At 70.6% G+C, this 20,169-nt stretch carries 16 protein-coding genes; 5 read left to right on the top strand and 11 right to left on the bottom strand.

The annotated features are described in order from the left end of the window. Nucleotides 1-22 precede the first annotated feature (22 nt). The 3 genes from Vlu01_RS03945 to pcaF form a co-directional block, all read right to left on the bottom strand. On the bottom strand, nt 23-2,206 hold the full coding sequence (locus Vlu01_RS03945; protein ID WP_203993842.1) for a putative bifunctional diguanylate cyclase/phosphodiesterase: 2,184 nt from the start codon (nt 2,204-2,206) through the stop codon (nt 23-25). Beyond that, entirely contained in the window at nt 2,187-3,005 is an 819-nt protein-coding gene (locus Vlu01_RS03940) for an SAM-dependent methyltransferase (RefSeq protein WP_203993839.1), read from the bottom strand. The genes Vlu01_RS03945 and Vlu01_RS03940 overlap by 20 nt, the downstream gene beginning before the upstream one ends. 118 nt (nt 3,006-3,123) lie before the next feature. Further along, nucleotides 3,124-4,326 carry a 3-oxoadipyl-CoA thiolase gene (pcaF, locus tag Vlu01_RS03935; protein WP_203993835.1) on the bottom strand — a complete coding sequence of 401 codons (1,203 nt, stop codon included), beginning with the start codon at nt 4,324-4,326 and terminating at the stop codon, nt 3,124-3,126. Between the two features lie 104 nt (nt 4,327-4,430). Between pcaF and Vlu01_RS03930 the strand changes: the two genes are divergently transcribed. The 3 genes from Vlu01_RS03930 to Vlu01_RS03920 are packed head-to-tail and all read left to right on the top strand — an operon-like array spanning nt 4,431 to nt 7,197. Then, nucleotides 4,431-5,396, top strand: a complete 966-nt coding sequence (locus tag Vlu01_RS03930; protein ID WP_203993832.1) for a glutathione S-transferase family protein — start codon at nt 4,431-4,433, stop codon at nt 5,394-5,396. Further along, nucleotides 5,389-6,102: a DUF998 domain-containing protein gene (locus Vlu01_RS03925; RefSeq protein ID WP_239095680.1), complete on the top strand. Its 714-nt coding sequence runs from the start codon at nt 5,389-5,391 to the stop codon at nt 6,100-6,102. The genes Vlu01_RS03930 and Vlu01_RS03925 overlap by 8 nt, the downstream gene beginning before the upstream one ends. 27 nt (nt 6,103-6,129) lie before the next feature. Beyond that, nucleotides 6,130-7,197, top strand: coding sequence for an NADH:flavin oxidoreductase/NADH oxidase (locus Vlu01_RS03920; RefSeq protein WP_203993826.1), 1,068 nt, complete (start codon nt 6,130-6,132; stop codon nt 7,195-7,197). 41 nt (nt 7,198-7,238) lie between these two features. Here the strand turns inward: Vlu01_RS03920 and Vlu01_RS03915 are convergent, their stop codons facing one another. Beyond that, entirely contained in the window at nt 7,239-10,934 is a 3,696-nt protein-coding gene (locus Vlu01_RS03915) for an ABC transporter ATP-binding protein (RefSeq protein WP_203993823.1), read from the bottom strand. A gap of 157 nt (nt 10,935-11,091) precedes the next feature. Next, a complete protein-coding gene (locus Vlu01_RS03910) occupies nt 11,092-11,931 on the bottom strand; it encodes a GNAT family N-acetyltransferase (RefSeq protein ID WP_203993821.1) in 840 nt (279 codons plus the stop codon). 162 nt (nt 11,932-12,093) lie between these two features. On the opposite strand from Vlu01_RS03910, the gene Vlu01_RS03905 reads away from it, so the two are divergent. Continuing rightward, nucleotides 12,094-12,678 (top strand): PadR family transcriptional regulator, encoded by a 585-nt coding sequence (locus tag Vlu01_RS03905; RefSeq protein WP_203993808.1) that lies wholly within the window; start codon nt 12,094-12,096, stop codon nt 12,676-12,678. A gap of 60 nt (nt 12,679-12,738) precedes the next feature. On the opposite strand, the gene ispG is transcribed toward Vlu01_RS03905, so the two are convergent. From ispG to Vlu01_RS03885, 4 genes are all read right to left on the bottom strand, one after another. Further along, nucleotides 12,739-13,911: a flavodoxin-dependent (E)-4-hydroxy-3-methylbut-2-enyl-diphosphate synthase gene (gene ispG, locus Vlu01_RS03900; protein WP_203993805.1), complete on the bottom strand. Its 1,173-nt coding sequence runs from the start codon at nt 13,909-13,911 to the stop codon at nt 12,739-12,741. A gap of 9 nt (nt 13,912-13,920) precedes the next feature. Next, nucleotides 13,921-15,171 (bottom strand): M50 family metallopeptidase, encoded by a 1,251-nt coding sequence (locus Vlu01_RS03895; protein WP_203993790.1) that lies wholly within the window; start codon nt 15,169-15,171, stop codon nt 13,921-13,923. After that, the gene (dxr, locus tag Vlu01_RS03890) at nt 15,171-16,382 is read right to left on the bottom strand and encodes a 1-deoxy-D-xylulose-5-phosphate reductoisomerase (RefSeq protein WP_203993773.1); all 1,212 of its coding nucleotides are present in this window, start codon (nt 16,380-16,382) and stop codon (nt 15,171-15,173) included. The genes Vlu01_RS03895 and dxr overlap by 1 nt, the downstream gene beginning before the upstream one ends. Nucleotides 16,383-16,480: 98 nt before the next feature. Beyond that, the gene (locus tag Vlu01_RS03885; protein WP_203993770.1) at nt 16,481-17,149 is read right to left on the bottom strand and encodes a Uma2 family endonuclease; all 669 of its coding nucleotides are present in this window, start codon (nt 17,147-17,149) and stop codon (nt 16,481-16,483) included. A gap of 181 nt (nt 17,150-17,330) precedes the next feature. Here Vlu01_RS03885 and Vlu01_RS03880 point away from each other — a divergent pair, with 181 nt between their 5' ends. Further along, a complete protein-coding gene (locus Vlu01_RS03880) occupies nt 17,331-18,806 on the top strand; it encodes a hypothetical protein (RefSeq protein WP_203993769.1) in 1,476 nt (491 codons plus the stop codon). Nucleotides 18,807-18,964: 158 nt separating this feature from the next. Here the strand turns inward: Vlu01_RS03880 and Vlu01_RS03875 are convergent, their stop codons facing one another. Together Vlu01_RS03875 and Vlu01_RS03870 are read right to left on the bottom strand one after the other, a co-directional pair. Beyond that, nucleotides 18,965-19,147, bottom strand: coding sequence for a DUF397 domain-containing protein (locus Vlu01_RS03875; RefSeq protein WP_203994464.1), 183 nt, complete (start codon nt 19,145-19,147; stop codon nt 18,965-18,967). A 4-nt stretch (nt 19,148-19,151) separates the two neighbouring features. Then, nucleotides 19,152-20,033: a helix-turn-helix domain-containing protein gene (locus tag Vlu01_RS03870; protein WP_203993766.1), complete on the bottom strand. Its 882-nt coding sequence runs from the start codon at nt 20,031-20,033 to the stop codon at nt 19,152-19,154. Nucleotides 20,034-20,169 lie beyond the last annotated feature (136 nt).

Here is a 20,169-nt window from a genome sequence, read left to right as displayed (position 1 = left end):
CGGCCGCGTCACGCCCTGATCGTCACAGTTCGTCGCCACGCAACCGGGCCGCCACCGCCTCGGCCGGACCGGGCGGACCGAACAGGCGCCCCTGCGCGGAGTCGCAGCGTAACGCCCGCAACCGTTCCGCCTGTGTCTCGGTCTCCACCGCCTCCGCGGTGACCCACAGTTCCAACGCGTGGGCCAGCCGGACCAGCGCGTCGACGATGCGTTCGTCGCGGTGGTCGGCGTCGGCCGACTCGGTGCCCCGGATCCCCTCGACGAACGGACCCGCCAGCTTCAGGCACGTGATCGGCAGCCGGCGCAGATACGCCAGGTTCGAGTACCCGGTACCGAAGTCGTCCACGGCCAACCGCACCCCGAGCGCGGCGAGCCGGTGCAGCGTCCGTAGCGGCTCCCCCGCGGACCCCATCACCGCGCTCTCGGTCAGCTCCAGTTGCAGCAGGGCCGCCGGAAGTCCGGTGCTGGCCAGCGCATCGGCCACGGTGTCCACGATCGCCGGTCGGTCGGCCTGACGGGCGGCCAGATTGACGCTCACCACCAGCCTGGCGTCCGGAAAATCGGCGTGCCATCGCTGGGCGTCATCGCAGGCCTGCCGCAGCACCCACTCACCGAGCCGGACGATCAGGCCGGTCTCCTCGGCGAGCCCGATGAACTGGTCCGGACCGATCAGTCCCAGTTGCGGATGCTGCCAGCGGACCAGCGCCTCGACGGCCAGCATGCGGCCGTCGAGCAGGGACACGATCGGCTGATAGTGCAGCACGAACTCGCCCCGATCCAGGGCCACCGGCAGCCCGGCGGCCAGCGCTGACCGGGCGATGTCCCGGGCGCTGCGTTCGGGGTCGTAGACCGCCCACCGGTCACGGCCCTCCGCCTTAGCCCAGTAGAGCGTGGCGTCGGCCGCCTTCATCAACTCCACGACGCTGGTGCCGGCTACCGCCGAGTCGACGATGCCGATGCTCGCCGAGACCACGAGCTGCTGGTCGCCGACGCACACCGGGGTGGAGACGGCGGCCAGGGCCGACTCGGCCACGGCGATCACGTCCTCGATGGCGGTGACCCCGTCGACCAGGATGACGAACTCGTCGCCGCCCATCCGGGCGACCAGGTAGCCCTGTTCGGCCACGCAGTCGGCCAGCCGTCGGGCGATCATCACGAGCAGCCGGTCGCCGAGGGCGTGCCCGAGGCTGTCGTTGATCGCCTTGAAACCGTCCAGGTCGAGGAAGCAGACACCGACCCGGGCCGCCTCGCCGGGCAGTTCCACCAGGCCGGACAGCGAGTCGAAGAACAGTGTCCGGTTCGGCAGGCCGGTGAGCGGATCATGCAGCGCCTGGAAGCGCAACCGCTGCTGGAGTTCGTACCGTTCGGTGATGTCCTCGACCACGGCCACGGTGAACCGGGGTCGACCGTCGTCGTGGCGGATCAGGGAGACGGCCAGATCCGTCCAGACGGTGCTGCCGTCCTTGCGGTAGTAGCGCTTCTCGACCCGGGCCGCCTCGTGCTTGCCCTCGATCAGTTCCTGGTACAGCTCCCACATGCCGGCCGCGTCGTCGGCGTGGAACAGTGCGGCCACGTTGATCTGCCGCAGTTCGTCGACCGAGTAGCCGAGCATGTCGGCGAAGGCGTGGTTGACGTCGATGATCGTCCCGTCGACCCCGGCGATACCGATGCCGATGGCGGCACCGTCGAAGACCGCCCGGAACCGGGCCTCGCTGTCGCGCAGCGCGTGCTCGGCGTCATCACGCGCCTGCCACATGGCGCGGGCAATGCCCTCCTGCTGGACGAAGGTCCGCTGGCGCAATGCACGCGCGAAACTGGCCGCGAGCGCGCCCTGCACCGTCGCGATCCGCTCGTCGAGCCCCGGCCGCCCGCCCGCGCTGGCGAGCACCTCGGTGCGAAATCGCCCACTGAGCGTACGGATCGACCACTCGATCACGCCCGGATCGGTGAGGTGCGCGTCGACCAGGGCGCGCCCGACCTCCTCGGCTGCCGCTGCCGGCGACTCGGCGCAGAGCAGCGCCTCCGCCAACCGGACGGTGTGCCGGAGCAGCAGTTCCTCGGTCTCCGCCGCGCTCAGCGGCACGAAACCGAGCCGGTGCACGGCCCGCGCCCAGTCGGCGGCGTACCGCTGGACGCCCGCCGGGTCGACGGTGCTCCCGCCGGAGACACCCACGGCGACCCCCCGATCAGCTGGCGGGTCGGTCATTCCGGGCGACACCACCGAAGGCGCCGAAGCGCGGCCCGTCGGCAGCCGCCTCGGACGCCGAGTCGGGACGCCACAGCTCCATGTGCACGACCCCGGGCTCCACAATGGTCCAGTCACCGAAGAATCCGGTGACCTCGGCCCGCGAGCGGAGCGTTATCTCGGTAGCGGTACGCGCCGACAACCGTTGCGCGTCCAGCATCTCCTGCGGCTGATCCTCGAAGGTCGAGTGCGAGATCACCAGGTAGCTGCCGGGGGCGGCAGCCGCGCGCAGGGTGGCCAGGACGTCACCGGGCCGGTCGGTGTCCGGGAGGAAGTGCACCACCCCGGCGAGCAGCACACCCAGCGGTCGGCCGAAGTCGAGCAGGTCCAGCGCGCGGGCCTCGGACAGGATCCGCTCCGGGTCCCGCAGGTCGGCGTGGATGACACCGGTCAGCTCGTTGCCGGCGAGCAGCTCCCGGCTGTGTGCCACCGCCACCGGGTCGATGTCGACGTAGACCACCCGCGCCTTCGGGTTCGCGGCCTGGGCGACCTCGTGCACGTTGCCGACCGTCGGGATGCCGGAGCCGATGTCCAGGAACTGGTCGATGCCGGCGTCGAGCAGGGTACGCATGGCCCGGCGGAGGAACTCCCGCCCGGCCCGCATGGTCGCCGGCAGGTTCGGCGTCATGGCCGCGATCTGCTCGGCCAGTTGCCGGTCGATGTCGAAGTTGTGGGCACCGCCGAGAAAGTAGTCGTAGACCCGTGCCGCGCTGGGCCGGGAGAGGTCGATCTCGGCGGGAAGTCCGTCCGGCTTCTGCACTTGTTGCACCTCACGTCGTCGCCGTGGATCGTGTGATGCTGCCCACTCTAGGCTGGTCCATGGCGCGGAGGGAGATCCACAACGCTCTTTTCCTGATCTCCCTCCGGCACGGGGCAGGTCAGACGGCCTCCAGCAGCAGCGCGATGCCCTGCCCCACCCCGATGCACATGGTGGCCAGCGCCCGCTGTCCGCCGCGTCGACGCAGCTCCAGCGCGGCGGTCAGCGCGAGCCGGGCGCCACTGGCACCGAGCGGGTGTCCCAGCGCGATGGCGCCCCCGTTCGGGTTGACGTGCTCCGCGTCCTCGGGCAGGCCGAGTTCACGCAGCACCGCGACGGACTGGGCGGCGAACGCCTCGTTCAGTTCGATGACGTCGATGTCGGCCAGGGTCAACCCGCGCCGGTCGAGCAGCCGCCGGGTCGCCGGAACCGGCCCGATCCCCATCACCCGGGGCGGTACGCCGGCCGCCGCCGTGCCGGAGACCCGGGCCAACGGAGTGAGGCCGTACGCGGCGACGGCCGCCTCCGACGCGACCAGCAGGGCCACCGCGCCGTCGTTGACACCCGAGGAGTTACCAGCGGTCACCGTGCCGCCGTCGCGGAACGGGGTGGGCAGTGCCGCCAGTTTCTCCAGCGAGGTCTGTCGCGGATGCTCGTCGACCTCGACCAGCTTGGTTTCCCGCCGACCAGCGGGCACGGTCACCGGCACGATCTCCTCGGCCAACCGGCCGTCGGCCTGAGCCTTGGCGGCCCGCAACTGCGAGCGGTACGCGAACTCGTCCTGCGCCGCCCGGTCGACCGCGTACTCGGCGGCCACGTTCTCCGCCGTCTCGGGCATCGAGTCGATGCCCCAGCCGCGCTCCATCAACGGGTTCACCAGCCGCCAACCGATCGTGGTGTCGTACACCTCGGCGGATCGGGAGAACGCGGTGGTGGCCTTCGGCATGACGAACGGCGCCCGGCTCATGCTCTCCACCCCGCCCGCCACGACCAGGTCCGCCTCGCCAGCGACGATCGACCGGGCGGCGGTGGCCAGCGCGTCCAGGCCGGAGCCGCAGAGCCGGTTGACCGTGCTGCCGGGCACCTGCTCGGGCAGCCCGCCGAGCAACGCCGCCATCCGGGCCACGTTGCGGTTGTCCTCGCCAGCCTGGTTGGCGCAGCCGAACACCACGTCGTCGGTACGCGCCCAGTCCACCGACGGGTGCCTCGCGACCAGTTCGCGGATCACGTGGGCGGCCAGGTCGTCGGGGCGTACGCCGGCCAGCGCGCCGGCGTACCGGCCGAACGGGGTGCGGACACCAGCCACCAGGTATGCCACGGTCATCGTGAATCCTTCGGGGGTCGGAAGGGCGGAGCGGCGCGTCCACGGGTCCACGGGGACTCACCGACGGCCAGGATATCCCCGGTGGGTGCCGATAGGTTGTGGGCATGGCACGAGCCCAGTTCAGCGCGGAAACCAGCGGCGGTGGCGCGTTCGTCCGCCAACCCAACCGGTTCACCGGGCGGGTCACCCCGCACTCGACCTCGCCGCCGGGCGGTGGCCCGGACGAGCAGGACCGCTGGCCGCTGGAGCCGGGCCGGTACCGGCTGATCTGGTGCCGGGCCTGCCCGTGGGCCCATCGGGCGCTGATCGTGCGTAACCTGCTCGGGCTGGCCGACGCCATTTCGCTGGGCACCGTCGACCCGATCCGGGACGATCGCGGTTGGCGGTTCACCCTCGACCAGGACGGTTTCGATCCGGTGCTCGGTATCGGCTTCCTCTCCGAGGCGTACCTGGCCACCGATCCGGACTACACCGGCCGGGTCACCGTGCCGGCGCTGACCGACACCCGTACCGGGCGGGTGGTCACCAACGACTACCCGCAACTGACCCTGGACCTGTCCACCGAGTGGCGGCGGCTGCACGCTCCGGGCGCGCCGGACCTCTACCCCGTCGAACTGCGCCCGGAGATGGACGCGCTGATGGCCGAGATCCACCGGGACGTCAACAACGGCGTCTACCGATGCGGCTTCGCGACCTCGCAGCAGGCGTACGACGAGGCGTACGAGGCGCTGTTCACGCGGCTGGACGCGCTGTCGGAGCGGTTGGCCGGCAAGCGTTACCTGATGGGTGACTCGATCACCGAAGCGGACGTGCGCCTGTTCACCACGCTGGTCCGTTTCGACGTGGCCTACCACGGACACTTCAAGTGCAACCGGCAGAAACTCACCGAGATGCCGGTGCTGTGGGCGTACGCCCGGGACCTGTTCCAGACCCCCGGTTTCGGCGAGACCGTCGACTTCGACCACATCAAGCGGCACTACTACGCCACCCATGACGAGATCAACCCGACCGGCATCGTGCCGCTCGGACCGGAGTTGCACGGCTGGACGACGCCGCACGGGCGTGGCTGAGCCGCCGGCAACGGTCCGACGGTCGGTGCGGCGCGGCACCGCGCTGGTTGCCGCGCTCTGCGCCCTGGCTGGCGCCGCCGCGGTGACACTCGCCGTGGTCGCCGGTCCAGGACCGGGCCTGACCGGGTACGTGAGTGAGGCCGGTGTCGTTGACAGTAGCTACGCCTGGACGTACCGGATCGGAGTGTTCGCCCTGGCCGGGGCGCTGCTGCTGCTCGCCGTCGCGTTACGGGTCGGGGCATCGCACTGCCACGACGCGGCACTTCGGGTCGCCGTGACGCTACTCGTGGCGGCGAGTCTGTGCACGGTCCTGTCCGGAGCCGTGACGTGCAGCGCGGGCTGCCCACTGCCGCCGTTCGAGCGGGCCACCGTGGCGGACCTGGTGCACGGTGCGGCCAGTGTCGCCGCGACGGCGGCGGTGGTCTTCGCGATGCTGGCGGTCGCCATCTCGCCGGTGGCTCGACGCCGGCTGCGGCGCACCGGCGTCGTCGCGGCAGCGGTGTCGCTACCGCTCGCGGGCGCGGTCGGTCTGGCGATGCTGCTGGTCGGCCGGAGTCCGTTGGTCGGGGTGCTGGAGCGGCTGCTGCTGACGGTTGCCGTCGGCTGGGCCCTGGCCACCGCCGCGACGTTGGTGGTACGCGACCCCACGGCGCACGAGCACGGGGAACCGACCGTGCGCGAGCCCACAGTCCGCCGTCGGCGCTGAGATCGCGCGCCGGGAGAGGATGGCGCGATGAGTTCGTTGTTCACGCCGCTGACGCTGCGGACGGTCACCCTGCCCAACCGGATCGCGCTGGCACCGATGTGCCAGTACAGCGCCGGCCCCGACGGCCTGCCCACCGACTGGCACCTGGTGCACCTCGGCACCCGGGCGATCGGTGGCGCGGCCCTGGTGATGACCGAGGCGACCGCCGTGCTGCCGGAGGGCCGGATCAGTCCGCAGGACACCGGGTTGTGGTCCGGCCGGCACGTCGACGCCTGGCGACCGGTGACCAGGTTCGTGGCCGCGCACGGCGCGGTGCCCATGGTGCAGCTCGCGCATGCCGGGTTCAAGGCGTCGACGTACCGTCCGTGGGAGCCGCGCCAGGGCGGGGTGCCGGACGCCGAGGGCGGCTGGACGCCGGTCGGGCCCACCGGTGAACCGTTCGTGCCGGAGTACCGGGTGCCGTCGGCCCTGGACGCCACCGGGATCGCCGACGTCGTCGCGGCATTCGCCGAGTCCGCCACGCGGGCGGTGGCGGCCGGCTTCGCCGCCGTGGAGATTCACGCCGCACACGGCTACCTGCTGCACGAATTTCTCTCCCCGCTGACCAACCACCGCACCGACGGCTGGGGCGGTGACCGGGCCGGGCGGATGCGGCTGACGCTGGAGGTGGCCCGGGCGGTGCGCGCCGCCGTCGGTGCGGACGTGCCGGTACTGGCCCGGATCTCGGCCACCGACTGGGTGCCGGGCGGCTGGACGGTGGAGGACAGCGTGGCCCTCGCCACCGAACTCGCTGCCGCCGGGGTGGACCTGATCGACTGCTCCTCCGGCGGGGCGTCGCCAGCCGCCAAGGTCCCGGTCGGGCGCGGCTACCAGGTGCCGCTGGCCGCTCAGGTCCGCCGCGAGGCACAGGTGCCGACCGGCGCGGTCGGCCTGATCGTCGAACCGGAGCAGGCCGAAGCGATCATCGTCGACGGCGAGGCCGACCTGGTGCTGCTCGGCCGGGAACTGCTGCGCAATCCGTACTGGCCGCACCAGGCAGCCGCCAAGCTGGGCGCGGCCCCCAACTGGCCGGACCCGTACCTGAGGGCGGCCTGACCGGCGGTCCGGCTGCCCAGGGCAGCCGGACCGGTGCGGGTCTAGCCCGCCAGGTGTCCCCAGTGTCGCTCCAGGTCGCGCCACGGGCCCTGGGCGGCCACCGTACCGGCGATGAGCACCACCACGTGATCGGCCCGCACCAGCGCGGCCCGCTTCGAGGTGGAGCCGACCACCGTGACGCCGCGCTCCCGCAACGCCTGCCACAGCGCCAGTTCGGTGGTGACGTCCAGCGCGGAGGAGACGTCGTCGGCCACCAACAGCTCGGTACGCGGAGCCAGCGCCCGGGCCAGCGCCAGCCGTTGCAACTGCCCGCCGGACAACCGGGTGCCCTTGTGCCCGATGAGCAGGCCGAGCCCGCTGCCGGTGGCGGCCAGGTCATGTTCGAGCTGGGCGGTGCTGACCGCGTGTGCGGCGTCCACCTGATGCCCGAGGGTGATGTTGTCGGCGACCGTGCCGGAGAGCACCCGGGGCAACTGGCCGACGTAGCCGACCTGGTTGGGGCGCAGGAACAGCTCAGGTTCGGACACCGGCTCGCCGTTCCAGGCCAGCAACCCGGTGTGCGGGGCGATTCCGGCGAGGGCCCGCAGCAGCGACGATTTACCCGAGCCGACCGGCCCGACGACGAGTACCAGTTGGCCGCGGGCCACGGTCAGGTCCACGTCGCGTACGGCGGTGACGCCGTCGGTGTGCCGGACGCCGAAGCCGACCAGTTCCAGCCGCCGCAGCGGGGTACGCGGTGGCGCCGTCGGGGCGGGGGCGGTGCCGGCGTCCAGGTCGACCCCCGGCACCCGCGCCGAGTACGCCTCGATTCCGGTCATCTCCGCCGTCCGCCGGGTCCACACCCGCGCCGACGGCACCTGGGAGATCAACGAGGCGGTGGTCCAGGCGAACCAGCGCGCCGCGCCCAGCGTGGCGACCGCAACCAGTGCCGCCCCGGTGGAGAGTCCACCGACGAGGAACAGTGCCCACACGCCGATCGGAAGCAGTCCGCTGGCCACCGCCGGTGTGGAGCGGGCCCAGACCTGCACGACGATCTCCCGTCGTTGCCGTTCGCTGCGTACGGTGTCGAGGTCGGCGAGGTGGGTCAGCACCGGCCGGGTGGCACCGGCCAGCTTCACCGTGCGGGCCGCCGACAGCGTGGAGACCAGCGCGGTGGCGAAGGCCGCCCGCGCGGCGACGGTGTCCCGCGCCGCCCGCTCCAGCCTCGGCCCGAACATCGTGGCAGCCAACCCGGAGAGCACCATCGTGCCGAGGAAGAACAGCCCGGGCACCACGCTGTCGGTGATCAGGGTCATGGCGATCAGCAGGATCAGGCCGACGGTCTGGTCGAGCACGTTGTCGGCGAGCTGCACCACCCGCTCGGTGTCGCCGCCCTGGGCCACCACCTCGGCGGGGGTGTGTCGACTGACCCGGCGGGGCCCGGTCTGGCCGTGTACGAGGCGGGCGCTGATCCGCAGCATCTGCCGTACCCACCAGGCCGGGAACCACAGGTGGGTCCAGTAGTGCGCCGGGATGGCGAGGATCAGGCCGGCCGCGATACCCAGAGCGGGCAGCCAGGGGTCGCCGGTGCCGTCGACCACGTCGGCCCAGAGCCAGGCGAGCACCGGCCCGTCCAGACCGAGGATCGCCAGTACGGCGAAGATGCCCACCGCCGCCGCGCCGTATCGGGGGTCGTTCAGGCAGAGCCGGAAGATCTCCCGCAGGGTCCGTGCCCGGGACGCGGGTAGCTGATCGCCCTGCCGGCCGACCGTGGCTGCACTCGACTCGGGTCCGCCCACCTCGTGTCCGCCGATTTCCCGGCCCGCCGCCGGCTCGACCGGCTCGGGTCCGACCGCGGGTACGGGCCCACCGGCGACGACCTCGGTCGGCGGGTCCGTCCGGGCGGCTTCGGCCAGCGGATCAGTGCCACCCGACGAGCCTGGTGTCCGGAAGCCCGCCACGACCAGACCCGTCGGACCACCGGCCTCGGCTGCCACCGTCGCCTCCGCCGCGTGGGCCCCGATCAGTACCGGTTCCGCCCGCGTCCAGTCCGCCCCGTCGAGCAGATCGAGGCCGGCGTCACCGCCCGCGTGGCCGGCGGCCACGAGTTCGGCGAAGCGACGCGACTCGGCCAGCGGGGCGGCCTCGACCACCGCGCCGTCGGCCAGCACCACCACCTCGTCGCAGCGGCTCACCGACGACAGCCGGTGGGCGATGACGATGCCGATCCGGTCCCGCAGCAGGCGCTCGGTGGCCTGCTGAACCCGGGTCTCGGTGACCGGGTCGAGTCGGGCGGTGGCCTCGTCGAGAATCACCACGTGTGGATCACGGACCAGGATCCGGGCGAAGGCGACCAACTGTTCCTGACCGGCCGAGAGCACGTGGCCGCCCTCGCCGAGGCGGGTGTCCAGGCCGGCCGGCAGCTCGGCGACCCAGTTGGTCAGCCCCAACTCGTCGAGGGCTCGGGCAGCGGCGTCGAGCAGCTCGGGGTCGAACAGCGCCACGTTCTCGGCGAGTGTGCCGGCGAGGATCTCGGTACGCTGCGGCACCACGGCGATCCACTGGCGCAACTGCTCCACGTCGAGGTCGAGCACGTCGCGCCCACCGAGCAGGACCGTCCCGGGTGGCACGTCGACCGCTCGGGTGAGCACCTTGGCCAACGTTGACTTACCCGACCCGGTCCGGCCGACCAGGGCGTACGAGCGGCCCCGCACGAAGGTCAGGTCGATGTCGCGCAACGCCGGAGGGCGATCGGCGTCCGGACCGGTGCTCGGGTAGCGGTAGGTCAGGTCGCGGATGACCAGGTCGCCGTCGCTGGGGGCGGCACCGCCGCTGGGCTCCTGCGGGGCGGCCGAGAGCAGTTGGACCCGCCCCCACGCGCCGAGTGCGTACTGCACCTCCGGCACCATCCGGCTGACATGTTCGACGGTCATGCCGAGGGAGAGCGCGAGCAGCCAGATCGCGGTCATTCGGGCGGCGTCGACCCGGCCGGTGGTCAGCGCCCACACCCCACCGAGCACGACCAACGCCACCCCGACCCGGGTCACCCCGGCCGCGACGGTGTTGACCCGCGCCGACATCTGCCACACCCGAAAACCACGGCGCAGCACCTCGGCTGCCCGGCGGGCGTACAGCCGCAGCACGTACGGTCGGGCCAGGCTGGTGCGTACGTCGTCCTGGCCGTGGATCGACTCCTCCATCACCGCCGCGAGGTCCGACCAGGCCGCCTCCTCGTACATCCGGGCCGGGGCGATCCGGGAGGCTGGACGCCGCAGCGTGACCGCGAGCAGGATGCAGAGCAGCAGCATGCCGATTCCGGCCGGCCACCAGACGACGACCGCCACGAGCGTGGACAGCAGGCCGACGGCCAACGCCTGGGCCAGCCGCACACCGGGACCCCGCACCCCCGAGGCGACGTCGTACACGTCACCGTCGATCCGGTCGAGCATCTCCCCCACCGGGGTCGTCTCCAGGGCGGGCACGGGCTGTCCCAGGGCCACCCGGCACAGTCGGCGACGCAGGTCGGCGGACCAGTCCGCGGTGACCCCGGCCATCACCAGGCTGATCACCAGATCGCTGCAGACCGACGCGACCAGTGCCACCGACAGCAGCACGAAGAACCCGACGGAGCGATGCAGCAGCACCGGCCCGGCGAGCGCGGCGGTGGCCGCCTGGCCGATGCCGCCGAGCAGGATCAGGACGACCACCAGGGTCATCCGGCGCGACGAGGTGACCCACAGATCACGGAGCAGGCGCATGGGTCGTTCCTCCGGTCTGGTGGCGGTGCCTCCAGCCTGCTGCGCCGGACCGCCCGGCTCAACGCATTTTCGCCGGCCCGACGTCGCCGGATCTTGGTCCGCGAATGCCCCGCCAAGGGCGTTCGCGGACCAAGATCTCTCAGTCGATCAGCACACCTCAGAAGAGCACGGTGGCCAGGGTGCCGACCGGGCGGAAGCCGCAGCGCTCGTAGACGCGCCGGGCGGACAGGTTGAAGTCGTTGACGTACAGGCTGACCGTCGGGGCGACCCGGGCCAGCGCGTCGCGGACCACCGCCGCCATCGCGGACGTGGCGATCCCTCGGCCCCGCCACTCGGGTGCCACCCACACCCCCTGGACCTGCGCGGTGCGTCGGGTGACGACCGCCAGTTCGGCCTTGAAGACCACCTGGTCGTCGACGAACCGGGCGTACGCCCGACCGGAGCGGATCAGGTCGGTGACCCGACGCCGATACCCGCGCCCACCATCGTCGGCCAGCGGTGAGACGCCGACCTCCTCGGTGTACATCGCCACCGCGGCGGGGAAGAGCCGGTCGAGTTCACCGCTACGCACCCGGCGTACCTGCGGGTCGACGGAGACCGGGGGCAGCGCGTCGGTGACCAGCAACGGCTGATTCGGGCGTACGTCCCGGGCCGGTCCCCAGGTGTCGGAGAGGCGATCCCACAGTTGCAGGACGGCATCGGCTCGCCCGACGATCGAGGAGCAGAGCCGCTCCTCGCCCGCGAGCAGGTCGGCGAAGGCGGCGATGGCCTGTGGGCCGGCCAGCACCGGGGTGAGGTTGCCGCCGAGCCAGCAGACCGATTCGAGGTGCCGGCGGGTGCCGTACCCCAGGACCCGGCCCTCGGCCCGCCACCACGCCAGCCCGCGCGCGGCGACCCGCTCCGCGACCTGCGCGCTCGCGAACGGGTCGAGGTCGAGCAGTCGCTCGACCGCACGCCGTTCCGATTCCCCGAGTTGCCGCACCGGCGCCGTCAGCACGGATACCAGCCTGCCAGATCCGTCCCCCGCGTGTCGGCGGACGCCAACCACCACCCGCCCCGCCCCCGACCGGGTAGGGCGTGGGGTATAGCAGGGTTGTCGGCGTTGTGTCGGCGATATATCGTTGATGCATCAGTGATAGTTCTGACGAAGGAGACAGTCGTGAAATTCCATCGACGTGGGCACGCTCCGCACGAGGGCCGGATGCGCGGATTCGGTTTCCCGTCCTTCCCGGCAGGGCCGCCGTTCGGGCCGGGCGGGCACGGCTTCGGTCATGGCCGAGGCGGGCGCGGACGGGGTCGGGGGCGCCGACCGAACGTCCGCAACGCGGTGCTGGCCCTGCTCATCGAGCGGCCGATGCACGGCTACGAGATGATCCAGGAGATCGACTCCCGCACCGGCGGAGGCTGGCGCCCCAGCCCCGGCTCGATCTACCCGACCCTCCAGTTGCTGGAGGACGAGGGCGTCATCGTCGCCACCGACGAGGCCGGTGGAGGCCGCAAGCGGTTCACCCTCACCGAGCAGGGCCGCGCCGAGGCTGGCGAGGCGGCCCAGACGCCACCCTGGGCGGAGGTGGCCGAAGACACCATCAACAGCTGGCACGACATCCGCAACGCCGGCATGCAGGCCATGCACGCGCTGCGCCAGGTGATGATGACCGGCACCGACGACCAGCGGGAACGAGCCGCCCAGGTGCTCGACGAGACCCGCCGCAAGCTGTACGCGATCCTCGCCGAATCGCAGTGAGATCGGTACCGCCGAGGGCGGCCACCCGGTGGGGTGGCCGCCCTCGTGTTCGTCGCGTCGTCAGTGCACGGTGACGGTGGCGCCGGGAACCAGGTCGCGCAGTTCCTCGGGCAGCTCGGCGCCCATCTCGTCGGCGAGCCGCAGCGCCTCCTCGATCAGGGTCTCCACGATCTGGCCCTCGGGCACGGTCTTGATGACCTGGCCCTTGACGAAGATCTGCCCCTTGCCGTTGCCGGAGGCCACCCCCAGGTCGGCCTCGCGGGCCTCACCGGGACCGTTGACCACACAGCCCATCACGGCGACCCGCAGCGGCACCGGCAGCCCTTCCAGGCCGGCGGTGACCTCCTCGGCCAGCTTGTAGACGTCCACCTGGGCCCGCCCGCAGGAGGGGCAGGAGACGATCTCCAGGCCGCGCTCGCGCAGCCCGAGCGACTCCAGGATCTGGTTGCCGACCTTGATCTCCTCGACCGGCGGCGCGGAGAGCGACACCCGGATGGTGTCGCCGATGCCCTCGGCCAGCAGCGCTCCGAAGGCGACCGCCGACTTGATGGTGCCCTGGAACGCCGGCCCGGCCTCGGTCACCCCCAGGTGCAGCGGGTAGTCGCACTCCTCGGCGAGCTGCCGGTACGCCCGGATCATCACCACCGGGTCGTTGTGCTTCACCGAGATCTTGATGTCCCGGAAGCCGTGCTCCTCGAACAGCGAGCACTCCCACAACGCCGACTCGACCAACGCCTCCGCGGTAGCCCTGCCGTACTTGGCCATCAGCCGCTTGTCCAGCGAGCCCGCGTTGACGCCGATCCGGATGGGCGTACCCGTGGCGGAGGCCGCCGCCGCGATCTCCTTGACCTTGTCGTCGAACTGGCGGATGTTGCCCGGGTTGACCCGGACCGCCGCGCAGCCGGCGTCGATCGCGGCGAAGACGTACTTCGGCTGGAAGTGGATGTCCGCGATCACCGGGATCTGCGACTTGCGGGCGATCGCCGGCAGTGCCTCCACATCGTCCTGGCTGGGCACGGCCACCCGGACGATCTGGCACCCGGACGCCGTCAACTCCGCGATCTGCTGAAGGGTGGCGTTGACGTCGGCGGTCAACGTGGTGGTCATCGACTGCACCGACACCGGTGCGCCGCCGCCGACCGGCACGGACCCGACCATGATCTGGCGGCTGGCCCGGCGGGGCGCGAGCGGCGGCGGTGGTACGGGCGGCATACCAAGACTGACAGCGGTCACTTCAGGCACTCACTTTGGGAAGAGGGTGATCGGATTGACCACGTCCGCAGTGATGGTGAGCAGGGTGAACACACCACCGATCAGGATCACCACGTACGTGAAGGGCATCAGCTTGAAGTAGTCCACCCGGCCCGGGTCGGGCCGACGCAGCCGCGCGTAGAGCCAGGAGCGGGCCCGTTCGAACCAGGCGATGGCGATGTGGCCGCCGTCCAGCGGCAGCAGCGGCAGCAGGTTGAACACGCCGATGAAGAAGTTCAGCGAGATGAACAGCATGATGAAGATTTCCCAGGCGTTGTTGGCCACCGCCTCACCGCCGAGGACGCTCGCGCCGACCACGCTGATCGGGGTGTCGATGTCCCGCTCGCCCCCGACGATGGCGTTCCACAGGGCGGGGATCTTCTCCGGCAGCCGCTGCAACGCCTGAGCGGTGGCCACCGCCATGTCGCCGATGAAGGTGCTGGTCGCGCCGACCGCCTCCACCGGACCGTAGGAGACCAGGCCGGGGGTGGAGAGGACCAGGCCCACGCCCAGCGCGGAGACCTCGGTGACCGGCCCGTCCGGGTTGTCGATCGGCGGGCGCTTGGTGGTGGCCAGCGTGGTCGTGGTGGTGCCGGGCTGACCGTCGCGCTCGTACCCGATGGCGGCGGTGCTGCCCGGGGTGGTGGCTCGCAGCGTGGTCAGCAGCTCGCCGTAGTTGTTGATCGGGGTGCCGTTGATCGAGGTGATCCGGTCGCCGTTCTGGAGCCCGGCCGCCCCGGCCGGGCTGGCCGCGTCACTCTCGGTGCACTCCCGGAAGGTGGTGTCCGGCAGGACGCAGTCCTGGATCGCGATCACGGCCGGCTCGGCGCGGATCTGCTGCTCGTCACGGGGGAAGTCCGGGTTGGGCAGGCCGAAGGTCATCGCGGCCAGCCAGGCCGCGAAGATCGCCAACCCGAAGTGGGTGACCGACCCGGCGGACATCACGATGGTGCGCTTCCACACCGGGTAGCGCCACATGGCCCGCTTCTCGTCACCGGGCTCGACATCGTCGTCCTGCGGCGTCATGCCGACGATCTTGCAGAAGCCGCCGAGCGGGATGCCCTTGAGGCCGTACTCGGTCTCGCCCCGCTTGAACGAGAAGATGGTGGGGCCGAAGCCGACGAAGTAGCGGGTGACCTTCATGCCAAAGGCCTTGGCGGTGAGCATGTGCCCGGCCTCGTGCAGGCTCACCGAGACGAGAATGCCGAGGGCGAACAGCACCACCCCGAACGCGAACGACATCAAGCTCCTTCCACCGCAGCAGCGATGATCTCCTGCGCGTGTGCGCGCGCCCACGACTCGGCTTCGAGTACGTCCTCGACGGTACCCGGTTCGCCGAAATCGGGAGCCTCGTCCAGCACCCGCCGTAACGTGTCGACGATGCCGAGAAACGGCAACCGTCCGGCGACGAACGCCGCCACGCACTCCTCGTTGGCCGCGTTGTAGATCGCCGGCCGGCACCGGCCCGCCGCACCGGCCGCCTTGGCCAGCGCCACCGCCGGGAACGCCTCGTCGTCCAGCGGCGCGAACTCCCAGGTGTGGCTGGTCGTCCAGTCGACGGCGGCGGCAGCCTCGGGCACCCGGTCCGGCCAGCCCAACCCGAGGGCGATCGGCAGCCGCATGTCCGGCGGGCTGGCCTGCGCCAGCGTGGAACCGTCGACGAACTCCACCATCGAGTGGATCACCGACTGAGGGTGCACCATCACGGTGATGTCGGCGTACGGCACGTCGAACAGCTCGTGCGCCTCGATCACCTCCAACGCCTTGTTGACCATCGTCGCCGAGTTGATCGTGACGACAGGCCCCATGTTCCAGGTCGGGTGCGCGAGCGCCTGCTCCGGCGTCACGGCCGTCAACTCGTCGCGCCGCTTGCCCCGGAACGGCCCACCACTGGCAGTGACGATCAAGCGGCGTACCTCGTCCCGGGCGCCGCCGCGCAGGCACTGCGCCAGCGCCGAGTGCTCCGAATCCACCGGGACGATCTGCTCCGGTCGGGTCACCGCGGCCTTGACCAGGGAGCCGCCGGCGACGAGGGACTCCTTGTTGGCCAGCGCGAGCGTACGCCCGGCGCGCAGCGCCGCCAGGGTCGGCGCCAGCCCGAGCGACCCCACCACCCCGTTGAGTACGACGTCACACGGCCACTGCGCCAGCTCCGTCATCGCCTCCGGACCAGCCACGATCTTGGGCAGCTTGAACTGGCCGGTGGCCCAGCCCCGGCGGCTCGCCTCGGCGTAGAACGCCAACTGAAGGTCCTGCGCGGCGGACGCCTTGGCCACCCCGACTACGTCGACGCCGAGTTCGAGCGCCTGGGCGGCGAGCAGCCCGATGTTGCCGCCACCGGCGCCCAGCGCCACCACCCGGAACCGGTCCGGGTTGCGCCGCACGATGTCAATGGCCTGCGTACCGATCGACCCGGTACAACCCAGCACCACAAGATCACGGGGGGACGTCACGCCGCCCATTGTTACGCACCGCCGCTGGGTGCAAGGAAGGGCACCTTGTTAACGCCTGAGGTAGAGGAAGGGCCCCCTATTAACACGGGGAGCTACCTTCAGCTCTCTCCGGGCGGAGGGTTCCCCTCTTCCCACGGAGCTTCCTCGCCGAGCAGGGCACCCGGATCGACTGCGAACTCGAATGGCTCCCGCATCACGAAGGTGCTTCCGGCTTCGGCGGCGGCCACCGGTCGGTACTCGCCGTCGGTCAGCTCGAACAGTGCGATGGTGGGGACCCGGTTACGCAGGTCGACCCGGAGGAAGAAGGGTACGCCGGCCGTACCGTACTCGCGCGGACGATCGATGATGTCCTTACGCCGGTTGCCGGGCGACACGACCTCGCCAAGCAGAACGGCATGCTTGATGTCCATGGTTGTGCGCCCCCCTCCGGGAACGCGCAGCACCACAATGTCGGGGATGAACAGATCCGGCCCGGAGACGACGTTCGCCTCCACGTAGAGCCACAGCTTGGCCTTCCGGGCCGCCTGCTTCAACAGGTACGCGAGGTCGAGCTCGGCATCTTGGTGGTCATAACCGGCGTGGGGTGTCACGATCACGCTTCCGCTCAGGACCTCAACCTTGGGGCCGTTGGTCTCCGGCAACAGGTCGAGGGCGAGCTGGGCGGTCCACGGCTCGTCGTGCCACCGCAGCACGTCGAACGACGGCCCGGCGGGACGGGCTTCGACATCGTCGGACGGCGGCTCGGGCACGTACGCGGCCTGGGCCATCCGGGCTCACCCCCTCAGCGTGACATTCTGCTCAGTTCAGCCTAACCAGCGCAGCTCGCAGCACACCCCGTCGCACAGCCGGTCCGATTCCAGGTTCTGTCGCATGTCGTACACCGACCCCGCCCTGCGCTGTCGGATTTCTGGCTCTTCACCGCATTCTCATGATCTAACTTCGTCGATCATGAGAAAGTTTTCTGCGGCCGTCGGAGCGCTCTGTCTCTCCGTCGGCCTGAGCGCGATAGCGCCAGCCCCCGCCTCGGCGAAGGATCGCGAAGGTCCCCGCGCGGTATGCCAGCACCGGCTCTGCCTGTTCATCCTCGACACCGCCTCGGACCGTGACGGCGACGGCGTCACCGACCTCGACGAGAAGAAGCTCGGCACCGACCCGCAGGACGCGCGCAGCTACCCGGAACCTCAGCGGATCTTCGACCTCGCCATCGCCCGCACGTTGCCCTCGTTCGAACGGCACCTGACCGAGCTGGTCGTGCTACCCCGGGACACCCCGGACGGCAAGGCCCTCGCCACCGCGGCCGGTGCGCTCGCCGTCCCGGAGAAGGGGCCGATCGTACATTCGGTCGATGGGTTTCTGGGTACGTTGCGATCCAACGGCTTCGAGCACCTCGGCCGAGGCGTGACCACGGTCCTGACCGGCGAACCGAAGCTGCGCACCGACCAGAAACTGGCGTTCGCGGCGTTCGGCAACGTCGCCGTCTGGGGCCTCAAGGGCGAATCGATCGAGGGAATCGTCGGCGCGACCAACTTCGGCGTCAACGGTCACAAGAGGCCCACCGGCTTCGACGATCGTGGGTTCACCTACGGCGAACGGCCCGGCTCGTTCGGGCGCGACTACTCCGTCGGCTACAGCGACGGCAGCTGGGACAACGTACGGGTCACCAACCAAACGCAGACCACCACGACGACCGGCACCATCGCCACCGACGGGTACGACGCGGAGGGCAACTTCCTGGGGTCGGGCGAGACCACGTACCGCCAGGTCACCGAGACGTTCGAAGATGGCTCGTCACTCGACGACTTCTTCAGTACCACCATCAACTGGGACCAGGGCGGCAATCAGACCGAACGCATCACCGTCACCGTCCTCACCGACACCTACGCCAACGGGTCGACCGAGACCACGACGGTGACGACCCACTACGACGAGAACGACAACCCGACCCTCGTCGTCAAGACCACGACGACCGAGCACGAGGGGACCACGACCACCACCACGACGACCGTCACCTACAAGGACGGTGAGGTCGAGTCCTCGGAGACCGAGGAAACCTGCGAGGGTGCCGACTGTCCGGATGACAGCGCCGACGACGAGACCGGGATGCCCAACCCGGACAATGTCGGCACCGGACCGATCACCGGCGACGACCTGGCCCGCGTCCTCGACCGGCTGAACAGCAACCGTACGCCCTCCCAGGACGACTACGGACAGATCGACATCAGCAACGCCGAGCCGCCGTCGGACGGTCTCGGCCCGCTGATCCTGACCGCCAACCCGGACGGTGTGATGACGCTCGCGGTGGGCGGGCAGACCTTCTTCAACCGCGCCCACCCCGAGTACGACCCGAACCTCCAGGAAGTCATCGACCTCTCGGGGACCACGCCCCCGAGCGACACCGACCCCATCTCCTGGCCCCTGCCCTGATCCCGTTACCGACGCGCACGTGCCGGGGCCGATCTCGGCCCCGGCACGCCGAGTTCCACCGAACCGGTTTCCTGATCATGGTCCGACCGGCGCAGGACCGCGAGGACACCGCCCGGTGCCGACCAGGTTCGGTCGGCACCGGGCGGGTCGCGTCGAGTTCAGGTGCGGGAGGCGAAGCGGCCCGCGCGGGTGGCGGCGACGAACCCGGTCCAGCTGGTCGCGCCGAAGCTCAGCTCCGCGCCCTGCCGGTCCTTGCTGTCGCGTACGCCTACCGCGTCAGCGAAGGCGGCCACCTCGACGCATTCACCGCTACCACCGGACCGGGACGACGTGCGCCACACCCCGTCACGTTTCATGGGTCATCTCCTTCGCGATCGCCGTGATCAGCTCACGGGACTCATCGACATCGAGCGCCCGCTCGTGCAGCGAGCGCCAGACTTCCTCGTAGGTCTGGATCTCGTGCGGCTTGTCAAGGTAGACCGCACCGCACGGACCGTCCATGTAGATCGTGGTCGGCTCCGGTTCCCGCACGTCGGTGGGGAAGTCCAGCATGGTGAAAGTGCCCGTGAACGCCGACCGGAACAGCCCGGCAGCCAGGGGTAGCACTCGGACCTTGATGTTGTGCTGCCGGCTTGCCACCACCAAAGCGTCGAGTTGCCGAACCATCGCTGACCGGTCGCGCAACGGTCGGCGCAGCACCGCCTCGTTGAGGATCACGTCGTAGTAGGGCGCTCGGGGGACCACCCGAGCCAACAGCCGTTGTCTGCGGAGCCGGACGTCCACCTTGGCCTGCTGCTCCGCCCCGCTCATCTGCGGGTGGTCGGTCGCGATGACCTCGGTCATGTACTCGACCGTCTGCAACAGGCCGGGGATCAGGTCGGCCTCGTACTTTCGGATTCTGGTCGCGGCGGCCTCCAGGCCGACGTACAGCTTGAACCAGTCCTCGATCGCCTCCCCGTAGCTGTGCCACCAACCGTGCGCCTTGGTCTCGCGGGCCAGCGACCGCATGGTCTGGATGGTCTCGGAGGTCGCGCCGTACACCCGGCACATGGCCTCCACGTCATTCGGGTGCACGGGGACCTGACCGGTTTCGTACCGCCAGATTCGCGGCGTCGACCATTCCAGTTCCTTCGCGGCCGCGACCACAGTGATGTGCGCATTTTCGCGAAGTTCTCTCAAATACCTGCCGAGTTGCCTACGCGGGACGGTGCTTCCCGGGTCGTCCACGTCATCTCCTCTGCTGTCGTCGCGTAAGGCACCTCATCCCTTTATTCGCATTCTTCCGCAGAACATTGCGCCAGGCCAGTAGTGAAACCACCATCGTGGATGACCAGCCAATCCCCCTGGCAGGTCACGGCTGGAG

It is taken from the genome of Micromonospora lutea, from assembly GCF_016863535.1.
Taxonomy (GTDB): Bacteria; Actinomycetota; Actinomycetes; order Mycobacteriales; family Micromonosporaceae; genus Micromonospora; species Micromonospora lutea.
Note: the sequence above shows the minus strand (reverse complement) of the source record. Positions and strands in the feature narration are given on the sequence as shown.

Excerpts from the sequence above, each read along its gene's own strand:
- Vlu01_RS03945 (WP_203993842.1), bottom strand. The coding sequence starts at position 2,206 with ATGACCGACCCGCCAGCTGATCGGGGGGTCGCCGTGGGTGTCTCCGGC.
- pcaF (WP_203993835.1), bottom strand. The coding sequence starts at position 4,326 with ATGACCGTGGCATACCTGGTGGCTGGTGTCCGCACCCCGTTCGGCCGG.
- Vlu01_RS03930 (WP_203993832.1), top strand. The coding sequence starts at position 4,431 with ATGGCACGAGCCCAGTTCAGCGCGGAAACCAGCGGCGGTGGCGCGTTC.
- Vlu01_RS03920 (WP_203993826.1), top strand. The coding sequence starts at position 6,130 with ATGAGTTCGTTGTTCACGCCGCTGACGCTGCGGACGGTCACCCTGCCC.
- Vlu01_RS03915 (WP_203993823.1), bottom strand. The coding sequence starts at position 10,934 with ATGCGCCTGCTCCGTGATCTGTGGGTCACCTCGTCGCGCCGGATGACC.
- Vlu01_RS03895 (WP_203993790.1), bottom strand. The coding sequence starts at position 15,171 with ATGTCGTTCGCGTTCGGGGTGGTGCTGTTCGCCCTCGGCATTCTCGTC.
- Vlu01_RS03885 (WP_203993770.1), bottom strand. The coding sequence starts at position 17,149 with ATGGCCCAGGCCGCGTACGTGCCCGAGCCGCCGTCCGACGATGTCGAA.
- Vlu01_RS03880 (WP_203993769.1), top strand. The coding sequence starts at position 17,331 with ATGAGAAAGTTTTCTGCGGCCGTCGGAGCGCTCTGTCTCTCCGTCGGC.